Here is a 26,414-nt window from a genome sequence, read left to right on the forward strand (position 1 = left end):
TCACCTCGCACCCGCCCTCCGGTACGGCATCATCGTCCTATGGCGACGGGAAATGCCACGGCCGCTGCGACCGGCACGGCACCACGGCGGCGGGCGGCCCTGGCCGTCACGGTCGCGCTTCTCCTCGTCGCCACCGTCCCCCTCGTCTTCCGTGCCGCCGGCGCGGACGGCGTGACGCCCGTACCGCAGTTGCTCGCCTTCCTGCCCTGGCTGCTGGTGCCCGCCGGGCTCGCCCTGGCGCTGTCCTTCGCGGCGCGCTGGCGGCCGGGCCTGTTCTGGGCCGCCGCCGCACTGCTCGGCCTGGCCGGGTTCGTCCCGCCGTACGGCGACGACGCCCCCGCGTCGCACGGTGCGCCCCTCACCCACTTCCGCGTCCTCACCGCCAACCTCGAATTCGGCCGCGCCACGGACGGGCTGCTGGCCACGCTGCGGCGGGAGCGCCCCGACCTCGTGGCGGTCCAGGAGTGCGATCCGGAGCGCTGCGCCACGGCCCTGGGCTCCCCCGACGTCCGCGCGGCCTACCCCTTCCGCCTGCTCGCCGGACACGGCGCGTCCGAGGGCTCCGCCGTACTGAGCCGGTTCCCGCTGCGACCGGACGGCGCGGTGGCGGGCGAACTCGCCATGCCCCGCGCGGCCGTCACCGTCTCCGGCCACCGCCTGCGCTTCCAGGTGGCCCACCCCATGCCCCCGCTGCCCGCCTCCCTGCACACCTGGCGCTCCGAACTGGGCCGTCTCCGCGACCTCGCCGCGTCCCGCAGTCCCGAACCCCTCATCGTCGCAGGCGACTTCAACTCGTCCCAGGACCACGCCGCCTTCCGGGCCGTCCTGGACGCCGGGCTGCACGACAGCGCCCGGCGGGCCGGCAGTCCCCGTACCCCGACCTGGCCCGCCCGCACCACTCCCGTACTGGGGGCCCAGATCGACCACGTCCTGGTCAGCGACGCCCTGTGCCCCCGCGCGGCCCGCTTCCTGGACCTGCCGGACACGGACCACCGGGCGCTGCTGGTGGACCTGGAGCTGCACGCGACGCGCTGAGGTGTCTCCCCACCTCAGCTCTCCCGCTGCCCCTGCTCCCGTTCACGGTGGTCGTACACGGCACGGGCCTCGGCGATCTCCGCCTGGTGCTCCTCGGTCCAGGTGACCAGTGCCTGGATGGTGTCGTGCAGGGTCGCGCCCAGCGGCGTCAGCTCGTAGTCGACCCGGGGCGGGACGACCGCGTGCACCGTGCGGCGGACGAGGCCGTCGCGTTCGAGCTGGCGCAGGGTGACCGTCAGCATCCGCTGGCTGATGCCGTCGACCTCGCGGCGCAGTTCGGTGAAGCGCAGCGTACGGCGGTCCAGCAGCGCGATGACGAGCAGCGACCACTTGTCGGCGACCCGGTCGAGGATCTGCCGGACCTCGCAGCCCTCCCGTACGTCCCACTGCCGGGCGTCGTAGTCGCACTCGGCTCCGGGAACCGTGCCGTGCGCGCCGTCGCCGCACGGCTCGGCCGGACGGGTTACTCCGGTGTGCCCGAGTGACTTCGAAGTGCCTTCTTCCATGGTGGTTCACGGTGCCGGAAGATGCGGTCGGTAACAAGAGGTAACCGACCGGCACAGGGGGAACCGCATCATGGACCCGATCACCGCCACCCTGCCGCCCGCGGACGGCGACCGTATGAGCGGCCGCAGCCGGGGCGTGCTGCTGGTGCTGTGCGGAGCGATCTTCCTGGAAGGCATCGACGTCGCCATGCTGAACGTGGCACTGCCGTCGATCCGGGCCGAACTCGGACTGACCACCGGCGAGTTGCAGTGGGTGATGAGCGCGTACGTGCTCGGCTACGGCGGCTTCATGCTGCTCGGCGGGCGGGCGGCCGACCTGTTCGGACGGCGGCGGATGTTCCTGCTGCCGCTCGCGGTCTTCCTGGTCTTCTCCGGCCTCGGCGGACTCGCGGGCGACGGCTGGACGCTCGTCCTCGCCCGGTTCGTGACGGGTACCTGCGCCGCGTTCCTGATGCCCGCCGGGCTGTCCGTCATCACCACCGGCTTTCCCGCGGGGCGGCAGCGCACCACGGCACTGCTGGTCTACTCGGGCACCGGGGGCGGCGGCTTCTCGGTCGGCCTGGTCGTCGGGGGCCTGCTCACGGCGGCCGACTGGCGGTGGGTGTTCTTCGTCCCGGTCGTCCTGGCCGCCCTGATCCTCGCCGCGGGGCTGCCGCTCATTCCGCGTACGGAGGAGACGCGCGGTACGGAGGAGATCCGCACGGCCGGGACGCCCGCGGCCGGGACAACCGCAGGGCAACGCCCCCGCCTGGACCTCCCCGGCGCCGTCACCGTCACCGCCGCCATCCTCCTGTTCGTCCTGACCGTCGAACGCGCCACCCACGCCCCGCCGGCCGAGACCCTGGCCGCCCTCGCCGCCTCCCTCGTCCTCCTGCTCGCGTTCGCGCTGATCGAACGCCGGTCGCCGGCGCCGTTGGTGCGGCCGGGCATCTTCCGCACGCGATCGCTGGTGCGCGCCAATCTCACCGGGCTGCTGTTCACCGCCGGCTTCTTCGGGTTCCAGTTCATCGCCGTGCTCTACCTGCGCGAACTGCGCGGTTGGTCCACAGTGCAGACGAGCTTCGCGATGCTGGCCATGGGTGCCGACGTGGTCCTCGCGCCGCTGCTGACGCCCCGGCTCGTCCGGCGGTTCGGCACCGCGCGGGTGATCCTGGGCGGTCTGCTGCTGGCGGCCGTCGCGTACGCCGCCTTCCTGCCGCTCGGCATGGACCGCGCGTACGCGGCGATGTTCCCGAGCCTGCTGCTGATCGGTGTCGCCTTCGCGCTGGTCCACGGGCCGCTCACGATGACCGCCACGGACGGCGTCGCCGAACACGAACAGGGGCTGGCGGCCGGACTCCTGTACACGTCCTTGCAGTTCGGTGCCGCGCTCGGCCTGTCGGCGGCCACCGCCGTCGCCACGGCCGTCGCGGGTGCCGCCACGGCCCCCGGTGACGCCGGTCTCCTCACCGCCTACCGCACCGCGCTCCTGGTCCCCCTCCTGACCGCCGTGCTCGCCGTCCTCCTCAGCCCTCGGGAGCGCCGCCGCCGTCCTCGGCTCCGTCCCGTCACGCCACCGAAGCCGGCCCTATGCGGTCCAGCGGCGCCGGACGGTCGTGGTGAATAGGGGTGTGGGCGCCGGTCAGGGGGACGCCGGTGCCGCCGCGGCGGTTGGCGATGATCTCGGCGGCGATGGACAGGGCCGTCTCCTCGGGGGTGCGGGCGCCGAGGTCGAGGCCGATGGGAGAGCGCAGGCGGTTGAGTTCGAGTTCGGTCAGGCCGATGTCGCGGAGGCGCGCGAGGCGGTCCAGGTGGGTGCGGCGGGAGCCCATGGCGCCGACGTAGGCGACGGGGAGGCGCAGCGCGCGTTCCAGGAGGGGGACGTCGAACTTGGCGTCGTGGGTGAGGACGCAGAGGGCCGTGCGGGCGTCGAGGTCCTGGGTTCCGAGGTAGCGGTGCGGCCAGTCGACCACGATCTCGTCCGCGTCGGGAAAGCGGGCGTGGGTGGCGAAGACGGGGCGGGCGTCGCAGACGGTGACGTGATAGCCGAGGAACTTCCCGGCCCGTACGAGCGCGGCGGCGAAGTCGATGGCACCGAAGACGATCATGCGTGGGGCGGGGACGGAGGTCTCGACGAGGAGGCGGACGGGTTCGCCGCAGCGGGAGCCGTCGGCGCCGATCTCGACGGTGTCGGTGCGGCCGGCGTCCAGCAGGGCGCGGGTCTCGTGGGCGGCGGTGCGGTCCAGGCCCGGGGGGCCGCCGAGGGTGCCGCTGACACCGCCGTCGGGGCGTACGAGCAGGGCACCGCCCAGGAGGCGGGCCGGGCCGCCGACGACCCGGGCCACCGCCGCCGCTTCGCCCGAGGCCGCGGCGGCCAGGGCGGCGGTGAGGGTGGCGGTACGGCCCGTGGCGTGCTCCGTACGGGTCGTGCCGCCGTCCTCCGGTGCGTCCGGCACGCCCGGTGCGTCCGCGTCGTACGGCCGTACCGGAGTGACCAGGATGTCGATGACGCCGCCGCAGGTCAGGCCGACCGCGAAGGCGTCCTCGTCGCTGTAGCCGAAGCGTTCGAGGAGGGTTTCCCCGGTGCGGAGCGCTTCCTGGCACAGTTCGTAGACCGCCCCCTCCACGCAGCCGCCGGAGACCGACCCGATCGCCGTGCCGTCCCGGTCGACGGCCAGGGCGGCACCGGGCTGGCGGGGCGCGCTGCCGCTGGTGGCCACGACGGTGGCCACCGCGAAGGGTCGTCCCTGCCGGGCCCACCGGTGCAGCTCGTCGGCGATGTCCAGCATGTCGGTCTCCTTACGGGTGGGTGCGGGGCGGGTGTTACTCGACGCCCAGCCAGTTCTCGATCGGGTGCAGTGCGAAGTAGACGAGGAAGATCAGACTGAGTACCCACATGAAGGCGCCGACCTCCCGCCACTTGCCCTGCGCGGTCTTGATGGCGGTGTAGGCGACGACGCCCGCGCCGACGCCCGCGGTGATGTTGTACGTGAAGGGCATCAGCGCCACGGTGAGGAACACCGGGATCGACACCGATCGGTCGCTCCAGTCCACGTGCTTGGCGGCGCTCATCATCATCGAGCCGATGACGACGAGGGCGGCCGCGGCGACCTGGGCGGGCACGAGCTGGGTGAGCGGGGTGAAGAAGAGGCAGGCCGCGAAGAACAGGCCGGTGACGACCGAGGACAGGCCCGTACGGGCGCCTTCGCCGACGCCGCTTGCCGACTCGATGAACACGGTCTGTCCGGACGCGCCGGCGACACCGCCGATCGCGCCGCCCGCGCCGTCGACGAACAGCGCCTTGGACAGGCCGGGCATCCGGCCCCTGCCGTCGGCCAGCCCGGCCTCCGTTCCGACGCCGATGATCGTGGCCATCGCGTCGAAGAACCCGGCCAGCACCAGGGTGAAGACGATCATGCCGACGGTGATCGCGCCGATCTGGTCCCAGCCGCCGAACTCGACGTGCCCGAAGAGCCCGAAGTCGGGCGCGGCCACCGCGCTGCCGTGCAGCTCGGGCGAGGTGCCGCCCCAGTCCTTGTCGGTGAGGCCGCCGAGGCTGGTGGCGAGGACGGACAGGATCGTGCCGACGACGATGCCGATGAGGATGGCGCCGGGGATGTTGCGGGCTTGGAGCATGAAGATCAGCAGCAGCGTGACGGCGAAGAAGAGGACCGGCCAGCCGGAGAGTTCGCCGGTCAGGCCGAGCTGTACGGGGCCGCCGGTGCCCTTGCCGACGAAGCCGGCCTTCACCAGGCCGAGCAGGGCGACGAACATCCCGATGCCCATGGTGATGGCGTGCTTGAGGGCCAGCGGGATGGCGTTCATGATCATCTCGCGGAGGCCGGTGACCACCAGGAGCATGATCACGACGCCGTACAGCACACACATCCCCATGGCCTGCGGCCACGTCATGTACGGGACGACCTGCGAGGTCAGCGCCGCCGACACGTTCAGCCCGGCGGCCAGGGCCAGCGGCACCTTGCCGACGAACCCCATCAGCAGGGTGCAGACCGCCGCGCCGAACGCCGTGGCCGTGACCACCCCGGCGCTCGCCAGGGTGTGCTTCTCGACGTCCGGCGTGGCCAGGATGAGGGGGTTGAGCAGGAGGATGTAACACATCGCCATGAAGGTGGTGATGCCGCCGCGCACCTCGCGCGCGACCGTCGACCCTCTGTCGGATATGTGGAAGTACCGGTCGAGCCAGGACCGGCCGGCGGGCTGCCGCGAGCCGGCGCCCGCGTCTTCCGCCGTGGTCTGCGGCTCCAGGAACTGCTGGGTCATGGTGCCTTACTCCCAAGGTTCATAGGGGCCCTCGCGTCACGCGCGCACCGCGCCGCGAGATTTGGGATGGAACATCGGCTGCACGACCCGGGGGACGGCCCAGGCGCCTGCGGCGGGCAGCCGTACGGCGGTGCCGATCACCGCCGTACGGCTGCCCGGCCGGAGCGGCTACGTACCGGTGAGATGCTCCGGACGGACCGGAGTCCGGTTCAGTTCGAGCCCGGTCGCGTTCCGGATCGCCGCGAGGACGGCCGGGGTGGACGACAGGGTGGGGGCCTCGCCGATGCCGCGCAGCCCGTACGGGGCGTGCTCGTCGGCGAGTTCGAGCACGTCGACCGGGATGGTCGGCGTGTCGAGGATGGTGGGGATCAGATAGTCCGTGAACGAGGGGTTGCGGACCTTCGCGGTCTTCGGGTCGACGATGATCTCCTCCATCACCGCGACGCCGAGACCCTGCGTCGTACCGCCCTGGATCTGGCCGACGACGGAGAGCGGGTTGAGCGCCTTGCCGACGTCCTGGGCGCAGGCCAGTTCGATGACCTTGACCAGGCCGAGTCCGGTGTCCACCTCGACGACCGCGCGGTGCGCGGCGAAGGAGTACTGGACGTGGCCGTTGCCCTGGCCGGTGCGCAGGTCGAACGCCTCGGTGGGCCGGTGCCGCCACTCCAGCTCCAGGTCGACGGCCTCGCCCTCCAGGACGTCCACCAGGTCGGCGAGCACCTCCCCGCCGTCGGTGACGACCTTGCCGCCCTCCAGGACGAGTTCGGCGGTGGCCCACGCCGGGTGGTGGGTGCCGAACTTGCGGCGGCCCAGCTCCAGGACTTTCTCGCGGACGTGCTCGCAGGTGTTCTTCACCGCGCCGCCGGTGACATAGGTCTGCCGGGAGGCGGAGGTGGAGCCCGCCGAGCCGACCTGGGTGTCGGCCGGGTGGATGGTGACCTGCTCGACGCCCAGCTCGGTACGGGCGATCTGCGCGTGGACGGTGACGCCGCCCTGGCCGACCTCCGCCATCGCGGTGTGCACGGTCGCGACCGGCTCGCCGCCGACGACCTCCATCCGGACGCGGGCGGTGGAGTAGTCGTCGAAGCCCTCGGAGAAGCCGACGTTCTTGATGCCGACGGCGTAGCCGACGCCGCGGACGACGTCCTCGCCGTGCGTGGTGTTGGACAGCCCGCCGGGCAGCGCGCGGACGTCGGCGCCCTCGGTGGTCACCCACTGGTTCTCCGGCGGCAGCGGCATCGCCTTGACGCGGCGCAGCAGTTCGGCGACCGGCGCCGGGGAGTCGACCTCCTGCCCGGTCGGCAGCCGGGTGCCCTGTTCCATGGCGTTGAGCTGGCGGAACTCGACCGGGTCCATGCCCAGTTTCTTCGCCAGCTTGTCCATCTGCGCCTCGTAGGCGAAGCACGCCTGGACGGCGCCGAAGCCGCGCATGGCGCCGCAGGGCGGGTTGTTCGAATACAGGGCGATGGCCTCGATGTCGACGTCCTCGACGACGTACGGGCCGACGGAGAGCGAGGAGGCGTTGCCGACGACGGCCGGGGAGGCGGACGCGTAGGCGCCGCCGTCCAGCACGATGCGGCACTTCAGGTGGGTGAGCTTGCCGTCCTTGGTGGCGCCGTGCTCGTACCAGAGCTTGGCGGGGTGCCGGTGGACGTGCCCGAAGAACGACTCGAACCGGTTGTAGACGATCTTGACGGGCTTGCCGGTGCGCAGCGCGAGCAGGCAGGCGTGGATCTGCATCGACAGGTCCTCGCGGCCGCCGAAGGCACCGCCGACGCCGGAGAGCGTCATCCGGACCTTCTCCTCGGGCAGCCCGAGGACCGGCGCGATCTGGCGCAGGTCGGAGTGGAGCCACTGGGTGGCCACGTACAGGTCGACGCCGCCGTCCTCGCCGGGCACCGCGAGGCCGGACTCCGGGCCGAGGAACGCCTGGTCCTGCATGCCGAAGACGTACTCGCCGGTGACGATCACGTCGGCGCGGCGGGCCGCCGCCTCGGCGTCGCCGCGCACGATCGGCTGGCGGTGCACGATGTTCGGGTGCGGTACGTGTCCGGCGTGGTGGTCGGTGCGGTTCTCGTGGACCAGCGGGGCGCCCTCGCGGGTCGCCGACTCCTCGTCGGTGACCAGCGGCAGCTCGCGGTACTCGATGCTGATCTTGGCGGCGGCGCGGCGGGCGGTCTCCGGGTGGTCGGCCGCGACCAGCGCGACCGGCTCGCCGTGGTGGCGGACCTTGCCGTGCGCCAGGACGGGCGTGTCCTGGATCTCCAGCCCGTAGTTCTTCACGTCCGTGGGCAGGTCGTCGTAGGTGAGGACCGCGTACACGCCGGGCTGGGCGAGCGCCTCGGAGGTGTCGATGGAGACGATCTCGGCGTGCGCGACGGTGGAGCGCAGGGTGAAGCCCCACAGCATGTCCTCGTGCCACAGGTCCGAGGAGTACGCGAACTCGCCGGTCACCTTGAGGGTGCCGTCCGGGCGGAGCGTGGAGGCGCCGATGCCCGCGTCGGCCGTGCCGCCCTGGGTGAGATGGGTGGGTGTGCGGGTGACTCCGGTCATGGTCAGGCCCCCGTTCCGGTGGTCCGCGCGTCGCCGCGGGCGGCGGCGAGCCGGACCGCGTCGAGGATCTTCTCGTAGCCCGTGCAGCGGCACAGGTTGCCGGACAGCGCCTCGCGGATGTCCGCGTCGGACGGCTGGGCGTTGCGCTCCAGCAGCTCGTCGGCGGCGACCAGCAGGCCGGGGGTGCAGAAACCGCACTGCACGGCGCCCGCGTCGATGAACGCCTGCTGGATCGGCGCGAGCCCGGCCTGCTCCCCCGTCCGGCCGTCGGCGCCGGCGGGCTTGGCCTGCCGGCGCCGCGCCGCGTCCAGGCTCGTACCGGACGCCGTGCCGGAGGAAGCCGTGCCTGCCGCCGTGCCTGCCGCCGTGCCGCAGGCTCCGGTGGCGCAGCCGCCGCGCCGCGCGCGCTGCTCGGCGAAGTCGGCCAGCCCCTCGACGGTGACGACCTCACGGCCCTCCGCCTGCCCGGCCGCGACCAGGCAGGAGCACACCGGCACGCCGTCCAGGCGGACCGTGCAGGAGCCGCATTCGCCCTGCTCGCAGGCGTTCTTCGAGCCGGGCAGGCCCATCCGCTCGCGCAGCACGTACAGCAGGCTCTCGCCCTCCCATACGTCGTCGGCCTGCTGCTCGCGGCCGTTGACGGTGAACTTCACGCGCACTGGGCGCTCCTCTCGTTGCCCCGGTAGGACTCCCAGGTCCAGCCGAGGGTGCGGCGCGCCATGATCCCTACCGCGTGGCGCCGGTACTTCGCGCTGCCGCGCACGTCGTCGATCGGGTTGCAGGCGCCCGCCGCCAGCTCGGCGAACTGCTTCGCCACGGACGGCGGCACGGGCCGCCCCGACTCCCAGTGGCCGCCCTCCTCCAGCGCCGCCGCCAGGAACTCCTCGGCGGCCTTGGCGCGTACGGGGGTGGGCGCCGCCGACCCGATGCCGGTGCGTATCGTCCGGGTGCGCGGGTGCAGCGCGAGGCCGAAGGCGCACACCGCGATGACCATCGCGTTGCGCGTGCCGACCTTGGAGAACTGCTGCGGGCCGTCCGCCTTCGGCAGGTGCACCGCGCGGATCAGCTCGTCCGGCTCCAGCGCGTTGCGCTTGACGCCCAGGTAGAACGCGTCGATCGGGATCATGCGGCGGCCGCGGACCGACTCGGCCTCGACCTCGCCGCCGGAGGCGAGCAGCGCCGGGTGCGCGTCGCCGGCCGGGGAGGCGGTGCCCAGGTTGCCGCCGACGCCGCCGCGGTTGCGGATCTGCGGGGAGGCCACGGTGTGCGAGGCCAGCGCCAGGCCGGGCAGCTCGGTGCGCAGGTGCTCCATGATCTGCGTGTACGGCACGGACGCGCCCAGCCGTACGGTCTCCTCGCCCACCTCCCACTCCCGCAGGTCGTCGACGCGGTTCAGGTCGAGCAGGTAGGCCGGGCGGCGGTGGTCGAAGTTGATCTCGACCATCACGTCGGTGCCGCCCGCGATCGGCACAGCGGTGGGGTGCTCGGCCTTGGCGGCGAGCGCCTCCTCCCAGCTTGCGGGGCGAAGGAAGTCCATACGGGGCTCTCTCCCACGAATCTTCGGTGCGGCGGAGCACCGGGCCGGCCGGGCACCGGCTCCGCTTGCGCAATCGGGTCGTCCGCTGCCCGGAGCGAGGACTTCCGGCCCTCGCGTCCGCCGGGCTGTTCATGTCGTGTTTACGCGGTCGGGCCCAGTGAACGCGCCGCGCACCCGCCGGGTGCAGTCACCGAAACCATGAAGCGGTTGGCTGGCCACGGCGCATGTCTTGTAGATTCGAACGAAAAGCGGGGCGCAGAAACCTCGCGGTATTCCACCGGCAACACCAGACAGAAAAGAACGGCGGGCGAGAGACCATGCGGCTCCGCGCACTCCTGGACACCGGCACCCTCGGCCTGCGGCTGCTGGGCGGCGAGGAGGAACTGGACCGGACCGTGCGCGGCGTGATGACCACCGACCTGCGCGACCCCAGCCGTTACCTGTCCGGCGGCGAACTGGTGCTCACCGGGCTGGCCTGGCGCCGCGAGCCGGCCGACTCCGAGCGGTTCGTCCGCATCCTGGCCGCGGCCGGGGTCGCCGGACTGGCCGCCGGCGAGGCCGAGCTGGGCTCGGTCCCCGACGACCTGGTGACGGCCTGCGCCCGGCACCGCCTGCCGCTGTTCTCCGTCGTCGAGGCCGTCTCGTTCGCGTCGATCACCGAGTACGTCGTACGGCAGGTTTCCGGCGAGCGGGCAGGCGACCTGGCCGCCGTGGTGGACCGGCACCGCCGCCTGATGACATCCGGGCCGGCCGGCGGCGGCCCCGAGGTCGTCCTGGACCTGCTCGGCTCCGACCTGGACCTGCGCGCCTGGGTGCTGTCCCCCACCGGCCGGCAGATCGCCGGGTCCACGCTGGCCGGATCGGGCCCGGAGCTGCCCGCCGAGGTGGGCGCCCGGCTGGCCGGCGAGCACCTGGCCGCGTCCCGCACCGGCCGCCGCGGCCCCTACCGGCTCCCGCTCGGCGGCACCACGTACTCCCTCTTCCCCATCCGGAGCACCGGCCGGGACCTGCGCGAGACCGTGCTGTCCGACTGGCTGCTGGCCGTCGAGGCGGACGCGGGCGACTGGGCCGAGGAGCGGCTGGACCTGCTGCACGGCGTCACCCAGCTGATCGCCGTCGAACGCGACCGCCGCGACGCGGCCCGTACGGTGCGCAGACGCCTCGCCCAGGAAGTCCTCGAACTGGTGCAGACGGGCGCCGCGCCCGCCGAGATCGCCGCGCGGCTGCGGGTGGCCGCCCCGGTGCTGCTGCCCGGACTGGGCACCGCCCCGCACTGGCAGGTCGTCGTCGCCCGTGTCGAGTGGGAGGGCGGGGACGTGCCCGGCGGGCCGGTCGCCCAGGCGCTCCTGGAAGAGGTGCTGGTCGATCCCGGTACGTTCGGGCCCGACCCGTCCGACCGGATCGCCGTCGCGCACACCGGCGACGAGGCGGTGGCCCTGGTGCCGCTGCCGGCCGTGCCGGAGGACGGCGACGCGCGGGACGGCCGGGCCGCGTCCGCCGCCGGGCTCCAGGCCGGCGCCCTGCTGTCCGTCGTCCAGGAGCCGCTGACCCGCGGGCTGGCCGACGACGGGCGGCTGACCATCGGCGTCAGCGCCTCCGTCCACTCGGCGGAGGGCCTGCGCGGCGCCCTGGAGGAGGCCCGGCACGCCCGCCGGGTCGCCGCCGCCCGCCCCGGCCGGGTCTGCGCGGCGGGCCACGAGGAGCTGGCCTCCCACGTCCTGCTGCTGCCGTTCGTCCCCGACGACGTACGCCGCGCCTTCACGGCCCGCCTCCTGGACCCGCTGCGCGACTACGACCGCCGCCACCGCGCCGAACTGATCCCCACCCTGGAGGCGTTCCTCGACTGCGACGGCTCCTGGACGCGCTGCGCCACCCGTCTCCACCTGCACGTCAACACCCTCCGCTACCGGGTCGGCCGCATCGAGCAGTTGACCGGACGCGATCTGGCGCGCCTGGAGGACAAGCTGGACTTCTTCCTGGCGCTGCGGATGAGCTGAGACGCGTACGGCGGGCGGGACGGGACGCGGCCGCGGACGTCCTGGCTCCGCCTGCGCGTCACCCCTCCGGTGTCCCCCGGCCCCGGCTCCCCGACGCCGGGCGGCAGGGCGCGCATCCGGCCATATCGGAATGGCCCGTATGTACCGCTCCGGCGGCCGATAAGCAACTGGTCGCCCTCCGCCGCTAATTGACTCCGCGTCAGCAACGGCGGGGAAGGGGCGAGCGGCATCACCCGTTCGGGCGTATCCCGGCAGCCCGGCCGGACAGCGCGCCGTGAGCACCCCGGCCCTTGGGGCGCCGCGCCCCGCCCGTCCCGCGAGTGCGCCGTCAACCCCGTAACGCGTCCAAGAGATTGTGAAATCATTCACCTTCCCCCTTGGCCGGGCGGCGGAATCCATGCTGAGATGCGCCCACTGCTTCTCAGATCCAGCTCAACGGTGCGCTCGGGAGGGCAATGTGGCGGACACCGCCATGTCAGGAGCCGCAGGATCCACCGAAACGGCGGGAACCGCGGAACCGGTGGAACCCGCGGAAACCGCACGGGCCGCGGGACCGGCGCCAGGGGTTCCGGCCGCCAGGTCGGCGGCCGGGGCGGACGCCCTGGACCGCGCCGTGTGGCGGCTGCGGTCCCGTGGCTGCTGGGACGACGCGGCGGCACTACTGGAACCCCACGCGGCGGGCTTCCCCCCGTACGCGATCCGCCGCGCCGCGCTCCTCGTGGAACGCTGCATGTTCACCGCCACCGGCTGGGCGGCGGCCGAGGACGCGCTGCGCGCCGCCGAGGCGCTGGCGGGCGACAACGACGAGCGCGGCGCCGCGGCCTGCGAGCGCGGCCAGTTGGCGTACGCCGCCACCGTCCTCGGCGTGCGCGACCGCGCCGACGAGGCCCGTTCCGCGCTCGGCCGCGCCGCGGCACTGCTGGCACCGGCGGCGCCCGGCCGCCCGATGCTGGACTTCCGGCGCGGCCTGATGGCCGAACACGTCGCCGACAGCCCGGACTCCGCCCGCGCCGCCTACCGCCGCGCCCACGCGGGCGCCACCGCGCACGGCGACGCCCTGCTGCTGTCCTTCACCTGGCGCCACCTCGCCGGTCTCGCCCTGCGCGACGGCGAACTGGCCGAGGCCCGGCACGGCTTCGCCGAGTCGCTGCGCATCCGCGAGGAGCTGGGATTCCTGGTCGGTACGGCGCCGGCGCTGGTCGCCCTCGCCGACGCGGCCCCGCCGGAAGAGGCGGCGGGACTGCGCGCCGAGGCCGCCCGGCTCTTCCGGCTCATGGGCGGGGTACCGACCTGGCTCGCCGAGCATCTCGCCGACGTACCGGTGGCGCCCGCGCCGTCGTAGGGCACGACAGGGCGTGCCATCGTAGGGCACGGCATGCCGCGTGGCCGGGGCATATGTCACTCCGCGCACCCCACCGACCCCGAATTTGGCCTCAAGTCGCACTGTCCGTGCGCGACTTGGCACTGGATGCTGGTCCGGTTGACTCCCAACCATCGGCAGCGCCTTTCAGGAGGCCACACCTTGGCAGCAGGAGCACCGCACCCATCGGCCGGCCCGGACTGGGGAAAGGCGGATTTCGAGGCCATCTACGACCGTCCCGACCCGCGGACGTACTTCCGTACGCTGCGCCCGCTCGACTATCAGATCCCGCACCACGGCCAGGGCGTCTTCCGCGCCCTGGCCGAGTCCCTGCAACGGCGCCGCCCCGGCCGCCCGCCGCTCCAGGTCGTCGACCTGTGCTGTTCCTACGGCGTCAACGCCGCGCTGCTGAACCACAAGCTGAGCCTCGCCGACCTGTACGACCGGTACACCGACGCCCAGGAGACCGGCGGCCTGCCGCCGGGCCGGCTGGCCGCCGAGGACCGGACGTTCTACGACGAGCTGCGCCGTCCGGAAGCGGTACGGATCCTCGGCATCGACGCGGCCCGGCACGCGGTCGGCTACGCCGAGCGCGTGGGCCTGCTGGACGCCGGGTTCGCCGAGAACCTGGAGGCCGCGGAGCCCTCCGCGCGGCTGCGCGACGCGATGGCCGGCACCGACCTGATCACCGTGACGGGCGGCGTGGGCTACATCTCCGCCACCACCTTCGGGCGGCTGCTCGCCTGTACGCCCACCGCGCCCTGGGTCGCCGCGTTCGTCCTGCGGACCGTGTCGTACGCGCCGGTCGCCGCGCTGCTCGCGGACGCGGGCCTGGTCACCGAGCGGCTGCCCGCCCGCACCTTCCGCCAGCGCCGGTTCGCCGACCTCGCGGAACGCCGGGCCGCCTTCGGCGCGCTCCAGGACCGGGACCTGGACACCACCGGCAAGGAGTCGGACGGCTTCTACCACGCGGACCTCTACCTCTCCCGGCCCGCGGCGGACGTGGCGGCGCTGCCGCTGGAGCGGCTGGTCCCCTGAGGTCCGCCGCCGCTCAGAGCGGGCGGCGGGCCGATGCCAGGTGTTCGCGGGCGATCCGCTCGACGATCGCGTACTCCCGGGCCATCAGGGCGTCCAGCAGCGCCGTGTGCTCGGAGGCGGCGGCGAGCAGGTCGGCCGTGCGGGGCGGGGCGCCGCCGGGCGCCGGCCACTGCGTACGGCGGTGCAGGTCGTCGGCGACCTGGAGGAGCTGGCGGTTGCCGGTGAGGGCGAGCAGCGCGTGGTGGAAGGCGTGGTCGGCCTCCGCGTAACCGGCGCGGTCGCCGCGGGCGGCGGCCGCGACACCGGCGGCGGCCAGCGGGCGCAGCTCCTCCCAGCGTTCGGCCGGCAGCGCCCGGGCCAGTCGCAGCAGCGCCGGTATCTCCAGCATGGCGCGCACCTCGGCCAGTTCCGCGAGGTCGCGGTGGGTGCGTTCGGCGACGCGGAAGCCGCGGTTCGGGGCGACTTCGACCGCGCCTTCCCCGGCGAGCGTCTGCATGGCCTCCCGGACGGGCGTGGCGGAGACGCCGTAGCGGACGGCGAGCGCGGGGGCCGAATAGACCTCGCCGGGGCGCAGTTCGCCGGATATCAGGGCTTCGCGGAGGGCGGCGAGCACCTGGCCGCGTACGGAATGCCGTATCGGCTGCTTGCGGGGCGCGGCGGCGGGAGCCGGGACCGGCGCGGCCGCCGTCCCTCCCCGTACGCCGGCGGGCACCGCCCTGGGGGGAGCCGTAAGAGGGGACAGGGGCACGGGCACGAACGCCGTGGCGGGGTCGGGCACGCCGGGGTCGTGCTCGTACGCGGTGTCCGGCGTGCCGGGGCCGGTGCGCGCGGGGTGCCGCGCGGGCACGCCGCGCCCGGTGTGCTCGCCCCGCACGGGCTGCGAGCCGCCCTGCGCGGGCACCTGTGCGCGTAGCCGCGGCGCCGGTTCCGCTCTGCCCTGCTCCATGCGGGTTCCTCCTCACGTCCTCCAGCACCATAGGCGCCCCCTGTGACAGTGCAAACCCGGCTCAAAACCGCCGAAGATCCGGTAAGGTAAGCCTTACCTGCCAACGGACGTGATATCGGTGGTGCCCCGCATGGCCTCTCTGCTCGCCGCCCGGCCGCGCATCGAGCCCTTCGCCGGCGCGTACGCCCGGCTGACCGAGGTGTTCCCCACTCTGAGGGTGACCGACTGGGAGTCGGCGGCGCCGCACGGCGCGGGCTGGATGACGGCCGCCGCGCTGGCCACCGACCCCGCCACCCTGGACGCCTTCCTGGCCTGGGACGACGCCCAGGTGGTGGCGGACTACGGACAGCGGGCCCGCCCCGACGTCGTCGCCACCTTCGCGCTGCACCGCTACGCCTGGCCCGCCTGTCTGCTGATCACCATCCCCTGGTTCCTGCACCGGCGGGTGCCGCGACTGCCCGTCGAGGCCGTCGCCCACCACCGCGAGCAGGGCCGGATGGCCGTACGGGTGCGCTCGTTCGCGTGCCTGCCCGGCGACCCGGCCGCCGAGCTGCCCGGCGCCCGGGTCGTCCCGGACGAGGAGGCCCTGCGCGCCGAGGTGCGGGAGGCGGTCGCCGAGCACCTCGGGCCGGTCCTGGACGCCTTCCGGCCCCGGATGCGGCGCGGGCCCCGGGCCCTGTGGGGCATGGTGTCGGACGAGATCGCCGAGGGCCTGTGGTACCTGGGGCACCTGCTGGGCGAGGAGCCGCGCGCGGTGGCCGAGCTGAAGCGGCTGCTGCCGGGCGGCACGGCCCCCTACCCGGGCGGCGCCGCCTTCCGGGAGCTGACCGGTCCGGACGGCGCGGCACTGCCCACCCGGGACCGGGCGAGCTGCTGCATGTTCTACACGCTGCGCCCCGAGGACACCTGTGTGACCTGCCCGCGTACGTGCGACGCGGATCGCATCAGCCGCCTCACCGCAACCACCTGACTCCCACACCACCCGATCGAGTCGTCGGATTCGAACTCAACCCTGCTTCCCTGCGGGGGAGTTCGAACCGAACGCACCCATCCGTGGGTCCCCGCACTCCCTTGCGGTGCTCTTGTTCCGAAACCCCCCGGCGCCGCGGCCGGATTCCGCCAGGATGTCGCGCGAAACCGCGTACGCCGAGGCAAGGGGCCCCTGGATGAGAATGACCGATATATCGCTGAATTGGCTGGCTCCGGGGGTGCTGCTGCTCGTCGGCATCCTCTCCGCCGTGTTCGTGGTCCTGCGCGGCAAGCGCTCGTCCGAGGCGGCGGGGAGCGAGGAGTCCTGGGAGCGCAGCGAGGAACGCAGGCGCCGCAAGGAGGCCGTCTACGGCAGCGCCTCGTACCTGCTGCTGTTCTGCTGCGCCGCGGTGGCGGCGGCCCTCTCCTTCCACGGGCTGGTCGGCTTCGGCGTCACCAACCTCAACCTCTCCGGAGGCTGGGAGTACCTGGTGCCCTTCGGGCTCGACGGCGCGGCGATGTTCTGCTCCGTGCTCGCCGTGCGCGAGGCCAGCCACGGTGACGCGGCGCTCGGCTCGCGCCTGCTCGTCTGGCTGTTCGCCGGGGCCGCCGCCTGGTTCAACTGGGTGCACGCGCCCCGGGGCTTCGGCCACGACGGCGCGCCCCAGTTCTTCGCCGGGATGTCCCTGTCGGCGGCGGTCCTCTTCGACCGGGCGCTCAAGCAGACCCGGCGGGCCGCGCTGCGCGAACAGGGGCTGGTGCCGCGTCCGTTGCCGCAGATCCGCGTCGTACGGTGGCTGCGGGCCCCCCGGGAGACCTTCGGCGCCTGGTCGCTGATGCTGCTGGAAGGCGTGCGGACCCTGGACGAGGCCGTCGAAGAGGTACGCGAGGACCGGCGGCAGAAGGAGCAGAACCGTCACCGCAGGCGGGAGCGGGACAAGCTGGACCGCGCCCGCATCAAGGCGATCAACCGCCAGCACCGGCACTGGAGCCGCGGCCGCGGCGGCCGGCAGGTCCCGCTGACGGCGGGCGTCCCGACGTCCCACGGCTCCCCCGCCGCCGCGCAGCAGGCCGGCGCGGAACCTGCGATAGCCGGCGACCCGGAATCCCTGCCGCCCGGAGCGCTGTCCACGGGGTCCGACCCCCTGCATCCGGCCGGTTCCCGCCCGGCGCTGAAGGCCGTGCACGGCCCCGGCGCCGACCCGGCGGGCACCTACCGGCGGACCGTGGACCTGACCGCCGAGGACGACACCCAGGCACTGCCCCGGCTGGACTCCCTGGAGGAGAAACTGGCCCAGATCGAAAAGCAGTTCGGCTGACCCGCGGCGGACCGAGCCCGCACCCCCGGCCTTTCGTCAGGCCGGTCCGCCGCCCAGCTCGAACCAGACGCACTTGCCCACGCCGTGGGCCTTGACCCCCCACGCGTCCGCGAGGGAGTGCACCAGCATCAGCCCCCTTCCCGAGGTGCCGTCCGTCGTCGGCGGGCGCAGCCTGGGCCGCCGCCCCACGAAGTCCCGTACCTCCACCCGCAGCCGGTCGGTGACCGTGGCGGTCACGACGGCGCCCCCGTTGGTGTGCACGAGAGCGTTGGTGACCAGCTCGCTGATGAGCAGTTCCGCTATGTCGGCGTCCCCGGACTCCCCCCACTGGCGCAGCAACTGACGCAGCTCGGCGCGTACGCCCGCCACCGCCGTCAGATCCGCACGCCGCAGTGTGCGCTCCATCTTCCCCGGCAGCCGGGTACCGTTACGGACGCCGGCGCGTCCGTCCACCGATCCGGCTCTGTCCTCGCGCCGCACAGACTGACGCTTCATCCTCCCCGCCCCGTACGCATTTCCGTGCCGTGGTCTCGAACAGCTTCACGGTCATGCATTCCCACCCGACCCGGCGCCATGCTTCGGCCCACGAGTCGGCGCGACAGCAGACCGCAGGCATGTGCCCGCGGCTCACCTCGGGGAATGTCCGGTCCGGCGCCGTTCTCAGGGGCGCGGGATGTTGCGGAGGTTGGAGCGGGCCATCTGGAGCATCCGGCCGACCCCGCCGTCCAGCACGATCTTGCCGGCCGAGAGCGCGAAGCCCTGGACCATGTCCTTGCTGATCTTCGGCGGCATGGACAGCGCGTTGGGGTCGGTGACGATGTCGACCAGGGCCGGGCCCTTGTGCTTGAAGGCGTCGCGCAGCGCGCCGCGCAGTTCCTTGGGCTTCTCGACCCGTACGCCGTGCGCCCCGGCGGCCCGTGCGATGGCGGCGAAGTCCGGGTTGTGGTTGTCGGTCCCGTACGCGGGCAGGCCGGCGACCATCATCTCCAGCTCGACCATGCCGAGCGAGGAGTTGTTGAAGAGGACCACCTTCACCGGCAGGTCGTGCTGGACGAGGGTGAGGAAGTCGCCCATCAGCATGGAGAAGCCGCCGTCGCCGGACATCGAGACGACCTGGCGGCGCCGGTCGGTGAACTGCGCGCCGATCGCCTGCGGCAGGGCGTTGGCCATCGATCCGTGGGTGAAGGAACCGATCACGCGGCGGCGGCCGTTGGGACTGATGTAGCGCGCCGCCCAGACATTGCACATCCCCGTGTCGACCGTGAAGACCGCGTCCTCCGCCGCCTCCTCGTCCAGCACGGACGCGACGTACTCGGGGTGGATCGGCGTGTGCTTGTCGACCTTGCGCGTGTACGCCTTGACGACGCCTTCCAGGGCGTCGGCGTGCTTTTTGAGCATCCGGTCGAGGAACTTGCGGCTCTTCTTGGGCGTGACACGCGGGTTGAGGCAGCGCAGCGTCTCCCGTACGTCGCCCCAGACCGCGAGATCCAGCTTGGAGCGGCGGCCCAGCCGCTCCGGACGCACGTCGACCTGCACGATCTTCACGTCGTCCGGCAGGAAGGCGTTGTACGGGAAGTCCGTGCCCAGCAGGATCAGCAGATCGCACTCGTGCGTGGCCTCGTAGGCCGCGCCGTAGCCGAGCAGGCCGCTCATGCCCACGTCGTACGGATTGTCGTACTGGATCCACTCCTTGCCGCGCAGCGCGTGGCCCACCGGGGCCTTGAGCCGCTCGGCGAACTCCATCACCTCGGCGTGCGCCCCCGCCGTACCGCTGCCGCAGAACAGCGTGACCTTGCCGGCGTCCTCGATCATGCGGACCAGCCGGTCGATCTCCGCGTCGCCGGGGCGTACGGAGGGGCGCGAGGTGACCAGCGCGGTCTCGATGGAGCGCTCGGGCGCCTCCTCGTCGGCGATGTCGCCGGGCAGCGAGACGACCGCGACACCGCTGAGCCCGATGGCGTTCTGCACGGCGGTCTGCAGCACCCGGGGCATCTGGTCGCGGGTGGAGATCATCTCGCTGTAGTGGCTGCACTCGGTGAACAGCCGGTCCGGGTGGGTCTCCTGGAAGAAGCCGGTGCCGATCTCGCTGGACGGGATGTGCGAGGCGAGCGCGAGCACCGGGGCCATCGAGCGGTGGGCGTCGAACAGGCCGTTGATCAGGTGCAGGTTGCCGGGGCCGCAGGAGCCCGCGCAGGCCGTCAGCCGGCCGGTGATCTGCGCCTCGGCGCCCGCCGCGAAGGCGGCGACCTCCTCGTGGCGGACCTGCACCCAGTCGATCGCGGCGTTGCGGCGGATCGCGTCGACGACGGGGTTGAGGCTGTCGCCGACGACCCCGTAGAGCCGCTGCACCCCGGCGCGCACCAGAATGTCGACGAACTGCCCGGCCACGGTCTGTTTCGCCATGTCGCCTCGCTCCTCCGGTGCTGGACCGAGGGGCGGACACCTGCCCGGCCATGGCCCTGTTTGCGGCATTCCTTCCGGTTCTACCACTCCCCCGGGCCCGTGTCCGGCCGGACTACGCCTGCCGCGTCACTCCGGTTCCGCCCCTCCCTTCGCGCCTGCCCCGTCACGCCCCTCCCAGACCACCACGGCCGTACGGTCCTGCCCGTACCCCTCCGCGTGCAGCCGGACGTCGGCCAGGAAGGACGCGAGGTCCGGCGGGCCGCCGCCGGACCAGCGGGCCGCCAGCCGGCTCGCGAAACCGGCCGCCTCGGTGAGCGGTCCGGCGAACCCGGCGCTGCACAGCAGCAGGGTGTCGCCGGGCCGGGTCACACAGGCCCGGAAACGGAACGGCTCCGGCCACGTACGCGGCGCGGACTCGTACGGCGGACGCCACTGCTGCCCGGACGGCGTGCGGGGCAGGCCGGGGAGGGTGCCGCCCGGGGCCGGGCCGGGCGGGAGGAGGCCGGGGCCGGGACCGGGACCGGGACCGGCATCCGAGGGCAGGCGCAGGTCAGGACGGGTGTCGGAGGGTGCACGGAGGTCAGGGCGGGTGTCGGACGGCAGCCGGAGATCGGGGCGGGTGTCGGACGGCCGCCGGCCCCCCTCACGGAGCACGTCCGTGGCGGGGTCACCGGGAAGCGGCCAGGGCGGCGTGGCGCCCGGCGCCTCCTGCGTACGTGCCTCGCCGCCCGCCGAGCCGTCACCCGGCTGCCCGACGCCATCCGGGCCGGCCCCGAGGGCGTCCGGACCCTCTCCGGTACCGTCCGGGCCGTCCCCGATGGCCACCGCGTCGTCCCGGGGCGGCGCGGGCTCCAGATCGTGCCAGGCGCCGTCGCGCAGCCGGAGGAAACCGCCCGCGCCGACGCCGAAGAACACCCGGGTGCGGCAGGCCGGATCGGCGGGCAGCAGCAGGCAGCGCAGCGCCGCCGTGTACTGCTCGGGTTCCATGCCGTGCTCGCCCGCGTACGCGCGGAGCCTGCCGTAGCTGCGGTCGGTGAGGCGGTGCAGGCCGGACTTGAGGGCGCAGCGGTCGCCCGTACGGACGTCCTCGGCCAGCCGGGGGTAGCTGCGGCCGACGGCGCCGCCGATCCAGCGGCAGACGTCGCGGGCGGCGCGGTGGGCGCCCGCGTACGCGTACGCCCCGCCGTCGCCGCCGGCCGCGGTGGCCACGGCGACCAGGATCAGGGCGTGCTGCCCGGCGCCGAACCGGGCGGTGAGCAGGGCGTCCCCGCGCGGCTCGGCCCGGCGGCGGGCCGCTTCGCCGCGCAGCGAGGCGGCGCGCAGGGTGAGCGGGCCGTATCCGGCGCCGTCCAGTTCCGTGTCGGGTACGAGGTCGTCGAGCGCGGCCGGGTCCGCGGCGGGCAGGGCCATCGGCTCGGGACCGGCCCCGGGTGTGCGGTTCACCGCGCGGAAGGCGGAGTCCACCCGGTCGTCGAGCGTGTCCGGGGCCGGCGCGGGGCCGGTGTCCCGCGCCGCTTCGCCGTGGTCCTCGTACAACTCCCGCCACCAGGAGTTCTCGTGGTGGCGCCGGTCCCCCTGTGGGTTCATGCGGCGTATTGTCCACCGGCCGGCGGCCCGGAGACAGGGGCCCGGAGGGCTCCCGGCGGGCCGCCCGGCGGGTACGCGCCACGGAGGGTGCCCGGCCGGTTCAGGCCACCGCGGTCACCGCGCCCCGGCCCGGGCGGCACGGCCCCGTACGCCCGGCCCCGGCCAGGGAGCGCGCCGGGCCCGCTTCCGGCACGCTGGGGCCATGGGCGTGTGGCAGTTGCTCGCGGTCGGTCTCGTCTTCCTGTTCGGCCTGCTCGGCGTGCTGGTTCCCGGGGTGCCGGGGCCGCCGATCGTCTGGGCGGGCGTGCTGTGGTGGGCGATGACCGAGCAGACCGCCCTGGCCTGGTACGTCCTGTTCGGCGCGAGCGCCGTGCTGCTGATCGACCAGGTCCTCAAGTGGCTGCTGCCGCCGCGCGACCCGAGGGCCGCGGGCGCGCCGTACCGCACGCTGTTCCTGGCGGGCGTCGCGGGGATCGCCGGTTTCTTCCTCGTACCCGTGGTGGGGGCCGTGCTGGGCTCGGTCGGTGTGCTGTACCTGCTGGAGCGGCAGCGGCTGGGCAGTCACGGCGACGCGTGGGCCGCCACCCGTACGGCCATGCGGTCCATCGGGCTCGCCGTGCTGACCGAACTCCTCGCCTGCCTGCTGGTGGTGGGCGCCTGGACGGGTACGGTCATCGCGAGCTGACCCGCCTGGGGGCCGGTGCCCGTCTCCTGCCACAGGTGGTGCAGGGCGTACGACCGCCACGGCCGCCACGCGTCCCGGGCCGCCCCGCCCACCGGCCCCACGTCCGGATCGCCCAGTGCCCGCATCCTGATGTACGCGGCGGCGGCCGGGCCCACGCCGGGCAGGGCCCGCAGTGCCCGTCCGGCGGCTTCCCGGTCCGCGCCCGCGTCCAGGGTGACCGTGCCGTCCGCGAGGGCGACGCACAGCGCGCGCACCCCTTCCGGTACGTCGGCGCCGGTCAGCGCGGCGGGCTCGGGGAAGAGGTGGGTCAGCGCGCCGTCCGCCACGTCCAGTGGCTTCCCGTACGCCCGTACCAGCTCGGCGGCGCGCTCGGGCGGCCCGCCGAGCACGATCCGTACGGCCAGCTCCTCCGGATCGGCCGCGCCCGGCGAGCGCAGCCCGGGACGGGCCGCGACGAGCGGGCCGAGCAGCGGGTCGGCGCCCAGCCGCTCGGCGACGGCGAACGGATCGGCGTCCAGATCGAACAGGCGGCGCATCCGCTGGACGGCGGTGGACAGGTCCCGCAGGTCGGTCAGGTGCAGCCGGCACTCCAGCCAGCCGCCGTCCGCGCCCCGGGCGGCCGGGCACACCAGCCCCGCGCGCGGCCGGCGCGGCTGCCGGGCCCCGGTGTGCTCGTCGACCTCGGCGACACCGCTGCCGTGGGACAGGCGCAGCGTACGGCGGTACGTACGGGAGCCCCGGCCGCCGCGTACCTCCTCCACGCCGGGAACCGCGCGTGCCTGGAGGAAGTCGAAGATCTCGGCGGCCGCGTACGGCCCCCGATGAGCAAGCCGCAACGGCACCCCACCAGGCGCCGCCTGCGCCCCAGCCCCAACCGGCACTCCCCTGCCCGTCCGGGTCCCCGCCGCACGCAACTCACTCGGCGTGCTGGCGTAAATCTCCCGCATCGTGTCGTTGAACTGCCGGATGCTGGCGAAACCGGCGGCGAAGGCCAGGTCGGTGACCGGCAGACTGGTGGTCTGGAGCAGCAGGCGGGCGGTGTGCGCACGCCGGGCCCGCGCCAGGGCCACAGGCCCGGCACCCAGCTCGGCGGTGAGCTGCCGCTGCACCTGCCGCGCGCTGTACCCCAGCCGCCGCGCGAGCCCGCCGACCCCCTCCCGGTCGATCACACCGTCACCGATGAAGCGCATGGCACGCCCAACCAGATCGGCCCGCACGTTCCACTCCGCCGACCCCGGCACGGCATCCGGCCGACACCGCCGACAGGCCCGGAATCCGGCCCCCTGCGCAGCCGCGGCGGACGGGTAGAACCGCACATTCGCGCGCTTGGGCGTGACGGCCGGGCAGCTCGGGCGGCAGTAGATACCGGTCGTCACGACAGCGAAGAAGAACTCCCCGTCGAACCGCGCGTCCCGGCTGCACACCGCCTCGTACCTGGTCTCGTCATCCATCACACGATCCAGTGTGCGCCACCCGCCGCAGAGCTTCTGGCGGGAATCGGACACGGAGCCGGGGCCAGGCAGACACCGGGCCGCGCCGTCGGACACAGAGCCAGGGGCACGGCAGCCACCTCACCGCACCCACCCGACACAGAACCGGGGCAGGCGGACACTGACGCCACCCACCCCCGCTCACCTCATCTCACCCCCGAGCCCCCCGCTTCCTCTCCACCATGTGCCGGCCCAGGGCCTGCTTCTGCTTCCAGTCCCGGCGGATTTGCGCGCGCAGCCGGGCGTCCGTCTTGGCCACGATGCGTTCGTTCTCCCGCAGCAGCTTGCGGTAGCTGTCCAGTCGTCGCTGCGGCAGCGTTCCGCTGTCGACGGCCGACAGCACCGCGCAGCCCGGTTCCGTAGCGTGTGCGCAGTCGTGGAAGCGGCAGTCCGCGGCCAGTTCCTCGACGTCCGAGAAGGCGCGGGCGAGGCCCGTGTCGGCGTCCCACATGCCGACGCCGCGCAGTCCCGGGGTGTCGATGAGCACCCCGCCGCCGGGCAGCACCAGCAGGTCGCGGGTGGTCGTGGTGTGCCGGCCCTTGCCGTCCCGGTCGCGGGCGGCCCGTACGTCCTGGACGTCCTCGCCCAGCAGCGCGTTGGCGAGCGTGGACTTGCCCGCGCCGGACTGTCCCAGCAGAACGGACGTGCCGCCCGCGACGACCGCGGCGAGGACGTCCAGCCCTTCACCCGCGGCCGAACTGACCGCCAGCACCTGCACCCCGGGCGCGGCGGTCTCCGTGTCGGCGACCAGGTGCGCCAGACCGGCCGGGTCGACCAGGTCGGTCTTGGTCAGGACGACCAGTGGCTGTGCCCCGCTCTCCCAGGCCAGGGAGACGAAGCGTTCGATGCGTCCGAGGTCCAGCTCGACGGCGAGCGAGACCGCGACCACGGCGTGGTCCACGTTCGCCGCCAGTACCTGCCCCTCGGACCGCTTGGAGGAGGTGGACCGCACGAACGCGGTACGCCGCGGCAGCAGCGCCCGCACCGCACCGTCCCGGCCCGCGCCGACCTCGCCGAGGTCGATCACCGCCCAGTCACCGGTGCACGGCACCCGCATGGGGTCGCCGGTCGCCACCAGCGCGGTGTCCGCCAGTACGGTCCGGACGCCGTCCCCGTCGGGCACCACGGCGTCCACCCGCCCGCGGTCGACGCGGACGACCCGGCCGGGCACGTACCCCTGCCCGGCGAAGGAGGCGAAGCTCTCCGCGAAGCCGTCGTCCCAGCCGTAGTCGGTCAGCGGGCGCGGCGAAGCGGAGGAAGAAACAGAAGACGATTGCAAGGGAAACCCTTCACAAGGGTGGCCCCGGCTCCACGCGCACGGCGCGCGGCGGAAAGTGAGGAAGGGTCAGCCGGAGACCACGGAGGTGGAGTGGATGGACTTCTGGTTGCGGGCAGGGCCCAGCACAGAGACAGCCATCGGTCACACCTCCCTTTCTTCACTCAGCCAGACATGGCGGCCGGTCACGGCCGTGTCGAACACCCTCACCGTAGAGGTGCGCGCGCTGCCGCGCCAACGGTTTTTTTCACCGCTTCGCTCCACGGACATCCGATCTGCACGAAGCTGGATGGCAGCGAACTGCACCGGGAACGGACCAGCCACCTCACTGGACGGCGAGGAGAGTCGCCATGCGGACCGGCATCGTCATGACAGCAGGGCCGGGTGTGGAACACCTGGCCGCCCGCGCGGAGGAACTCGGCTTCGACAGTTTCTGGGTGTACGACACGCCGATGCTCCACGGCGATCCGTTCGTGAGCCTCGCGCTCTGCGCCAGGGCCACCCACCGGATCAGGCTCGGCATCGGTGTCACCTCACCGGCACTGCGCTCCGCGCCCGCCACGGCGGCGGCCGTCAGCAGCCTCAACGCCCTCGCGCCCGGCCGCATCGTCTGCGGGGTCGGCACCGGCAACACCGCGCGCCGTACGCTCGGCATGCGGCCCACGAAGCTGGCGGAACTGGAGTCGTTCACGGCCGCCTTGCAGGACCTCACCGCGGGCCGCGAGACGGACTACCGCGAGGGGACCCGGTCCAGCAAGGTGCGCTTCCTGCACGTCGGACCGTACGTCGACACCGAGGCTCCCGTGGAGTTCGTGGTGGCCGCGTTCGGCCTGAAGGCTGCGGCGGTCGCCGGCCGGCTCGGCGCGGGAGTGATCTCCTTCGGGCTGCACGACCCCGAGGCTTGGTCCGCCCTCGGCCAGGCCCGGCAGGCGGCGGCGCGGGACGCGGGCAGCGCCGTGCGGGCCCGTTCGTACCTCATGTCCTCCCTGCACGTCCTTGCCGAGGGCGAGGACCGCTACGGCGACCGGGTCAAGGACTCCGTGGGGCACATCGCGCTGAGCGCGCTGATCCTCGCCGCGGAGGACCCCGCCTTCCGCGCGGCCCTCCCCCCGGAGGAGGCGGCGGCCGTCGGCCGTCTGCTCCAGTCACGCGGCACCACTCCCACCGATCCCAGGCGCCACCAGGCGCTCTACCGCAACTACCTGGGCCGGCTGACCCCCGAGGATCGCGAGCTCGTCGTGCCCTCCCTGGTGGACAGATTCGGTCTGGTCGGCACCAGGGATGAGGTCGTCGAGCGTATTGACGGGCTGGAGAAGTCGGGGGTCGACGAGCTGGTGATCCAGCCCGTGGTGGACCCGGAGGCCGAAATGGCCGAGGTCGCGCGGCTGTTGGCCTGATGGTCGGCGAAGGACGGCCGTTTCCCGGGGGCCGGGCAGAACGGGGCCTCATCCGC

The 26,414-nt window shown here is 73.7% G+C and carries 20 protein-coding genes and 1 pseudogene; 9 read left to right on the forward strand and 12 right to left on the reverse strand.

The genetic code is table 11. The features are described from left to right. The first annotated feature begins 39 nt into the window (after positions 1 to 39). A complete protein-coding gene (locus tag EJG53_RS08220) occupies positions 40 to 1,035 on the forward strand; it encodes an endonuclease/exonuclease/phosphatase family protein (protein ID WP_125044302.1) in 996 nt (331 codons plus the stop codon). Positions 1,036 to 1,049: 14 nt separating this feature from the next. Here EJG53_RS08220 and EJG53_RS08225 read toward each other — a convergent pair whose 3' ends face one another. Then, positions 1,050 to 1,541 (reverse strand): winged helix-turn-helix transcriptional regulator, encoded by a 492-nt coding sequence (locus EJG53_RS08225; protein WP_125044303.1) that lies wholly within the window; start codon positions 1,539 to 1,541, stop codon positions 1,050 to 1,052. 115 nt (positions 1,542 to 1,656) lie between these two features. Between EJG53_RS08225 and EJG53_RS08230 the strand changes: the two genes are divergently transcribed. Then, complete coding sequence (locus EJG53_RS08230; RefSeq protein ID WP_125049241.1) at positions 1,657 to 3,147, forward strand: MFS transporter; 1,491 nt, start codon at positions 1,657 to 1,659, stop codon at positions 3,145 to 3,147. Here EJG53_RS08230 and EJG53_RS08235 read toward each other — a convergent pair. From EJG53_RS08235 to EJG53_RS08255, 5 genes are all read right to left on the reverse strand, one after another. Further along, positions 3,089 to 4,309, reverse strand: a complete 1,221-nt coding sequence (locus EJG53_RS08235) for an XdhC family protein (protein WP_125044304.1) — start codon at positions 4,307 to 4,309, stop codon at positions 3,089 to 3,091. The two genes, EJG53_RS08230 and EJG53_RS08235, sit on opposite strands and share 59 nt — an antisense overlap. 34 nt (positions 4,310 to 4,343) lie before the next feature. Then, positions 4,344 to 5,801: an NCS2 family permease gene (locus EJG53_RS08240; protein ID WP_125044305.1), complete on the reverse strand. Its 1,458-nt coding sequence runs from the start codon at positions 5,799 to 5,801 to the stop codon at positions 4,344 to 4,346. 168 nt (positions 5,802 to 5,969) lie between these two features. After that, complete coding sequence (locus EJG53_RS08245; protein WP_125044306.1) at positions 5,970 to 8,354, reverse strand: xanthine dehydrogenase family protein molybdopterin-binding subunit; 2,385 nt, start codon at positions 8,352 to 8,354, stop codon at positions 5,970 to 5,972. A 2-nt stretch (positions 8,355 to 8,356) separates the two neighbouring features. Then, entirely contained in the window at positions 8,357 to 9,013 is a 657-nt protein-coding gene (locus tag EJG53_RS08250) for a (2Fe-2S)-binding protein (RefSeq protein WP_125044307.1), read from the reverse strand. Next, entirely contained in the window at positions 9,004 to 9,891 is an 888-nt protein-coding gene (locus EJG53_RS08255) for an FAD binding domain-containing protein (protein ID WP_125044308.1), read from the reverse strand. Before EJG53_RS08255 ends, EJG53_RS08250 begins: the two co-directional genes overlap by 10 nt. Positions 9,892 to 10,208: 317 nt before the next feature. Here EJG53_RS08255 and EJG53_RS08260 point away from each other — a divergent pair, with 317 nt between their 5' ends. From EJG53_RS08260 to EJG53_RS08270, 3 genes are all read left to right on the forward strand, one after another. Continuing rightward, positions 10,209 to 11,888: a PucR family transcriptional regulator gene (locus EJG53_RS08260; RefSeq protein WP_125044309.1), complete on the forward strand. Its 1,680-nt coding sequence runs from the start codon at positions 10,209 to 10,211 to the stop codon at positions 11,886 to 11,888. 457 nt (positions 11,889 to 12,345) lie between these two features. After that, positions 12,346 to 13,230, forward strand: a complete 885-nt coding sequence (locus EJG53_RS08265) for a hypothetical protein (RefSeq protein WP_371858665.1) — start codon at positions 12,346 to 12,348, stop codon at positions 13,228 to 13,230. Between the two features lie 180 nt (positions 13,231 to 13,410). Next, a complete protein-coding gene (locus EJG53_RS08270; protein WP_125044310.1) occupies positions 13,411 to 14,286 on the forward strand; it encodes a hypothetical protein in 876 nt (291 codons plus the stop codon). Positions 14,287 to 14,299: 13 nt separating this feature from the next. Here EJG53_RS08270 and EJG53_RS08275 read toward each other — a convergent pair whose 3' ends face one another. Next, entirely contained in the window at positions 14,300 to 15,232 is a 933-nt protein-coding gene (locus EJG53_RS08275; RefSeq protein ID WP_244955044.1) for a GntR family transcriptional regulator, read from the reverse strand. Between the two features lie 130 nt (positions 15,233 to 15,362). Between EJG53_RS08275 and EJG53_RS08280 the strand changes: the two genes are divergently transcribed. Further along, entirely contained in the window at positions 15,363 to 16,202 is an 840-nt protein-coding gene (locus tag EJG53_RS08280) for a (2Fe-2S)-binding protein (RefSeq protein ID WP_125044311.1), read from the forward strand. Positions 16,203 to 16,398: 196 nt separating this feature from the next. After that, on the forward strand, positions 16,399 to 17,520 hold the full coding sequence (locus tag EJG53_RS08285; RefSeq protein WP_125044312.1) for a DUF2637 domain-containing protein: 1,122 nt from the start codon (positions 16,399 to 16,401) through the stop codon (positions 17,518 to 17,520). Between the two features lie 36 nt (positions 17,521 to 17,556). Here EJG53_RS08285 and EJG53_RS08290 read toward each other — a convergent pair whose 3' ends face one another. The 3 genes from EJG53_RS08290 to EJG53_RS43835 all read right to left on the reverse strand — a co-directional run bounded on the left by EJG53_RS08290 (position 17,557) and on the right by EJG53_RS43835 (position 21,510). Next, a complete protein-coding gene (locus tag EJG53_RS08290) occupies positions 17,557 to 18,015 on the reverse strand; it encodes an ATP-binding protein (RefSeq protein WP_371858666.1) in 459 nt (152 codons plus the stop codon). A gap of 165 nt (positions 18,016 to 18,180) precedes the next feature. Further along, positions 18,181 to 19,923 (reverse strand): pyruvate dehydrogenase, encoded by a 1,743-nt coding sequence (locus tag EJG53_RS08295; protein ID WP_125044313.1) that lies wholly within the window; start codon positions 19,921 to 19,923, stop codon positions 18,181 to 18,183. A gap of 126 nt (positions 19,924 to 20,049) precedes the next feature. After that, positions 20,050 to 21,510 (reverse strand): protein phosphatase 2C domain-containing protein, encoded by a 1,461-nt coding sequence (locus tag EJG53_RS43835; protein ID WP_125044314.1) that lies wholly within the window; start codon positions 21,508 to 21,510, stop codon positions 20,050 to 20,052. Between the two features lie 202 nt (positions 21,511 to 21,712). Here EJG53_RS43835 and EJG53_RS08305 point away from each other — a divergent pair. Further along, a pseudogene (locus EJG53_RS08305) lies at positions 21,713 to 22,189 on the forward strand (DUF456 domain-containing protein); the annotation flags it as partial. Here EJG53_RS08305 and EJG53_RS08310 read toward each other — a convergent pair. Next, a complete protein-coding gene (locus tag EJG53_RS08310) occupies positions 22,072 to 23,646 on the reverse strand; it encodes a DNA-3-methyladenine glycosylase 2 family protein (RefSeq protein ID WP_125044315.1) in 1,575 nt (524 codons plus the stop codon). The pseudogene EJG53_RS08305 and the gene EJG53_RS08310 sit on opposite strands and share 118 nt — an antisense overlap. A 190-nt stretch (positions 23,647 to 23,836) precedes the next feature. Beyond that, positions 23,837 to 24,964, reverse strand: coding sequence for a ribosome small subunit-dependent GTPase A (rsgA, locus tag EJG53_RS08315; RefSeq protein WP_125044316.1), 1,128 nt, complete (start codon positions 24,962 to 24,964; stop codon positions 23,837 to 23,839). A gap of 347 nt (positions 24,965 to 25,311) precedes the next feature. On the opposite strand from rsgA, the gene EJG53_RS08320 reads away from it, so the two are divergent. Continuing rightward, positions 25,312 to 26,358: an LLM class flavin-dependent oxidoreductase gene (locus EJG53_RS08320; RefSeq protein WP_125044317.1), complete on the forward strand. Its 1,047-nt coding sequence runs from the start codon at positions 25,312 to 25,314 to the stop codon at positions 26,356 to 26,358. Positions 26,359 to 26,414: the final 56 nt, after the last annotated feature.

Source organism: Streptomyces chrestomyceticus JCM 4735 (assembly GCF_003865135.1).
In the GTDB taxonomy this organism is placed as follows: domain Bacteria; phylum Actinomycetota; class Actinomycetes; order Streptomycetales; family Streptomycetaceae; genus Streptomyces; species Streptomyces chrestomyceticus.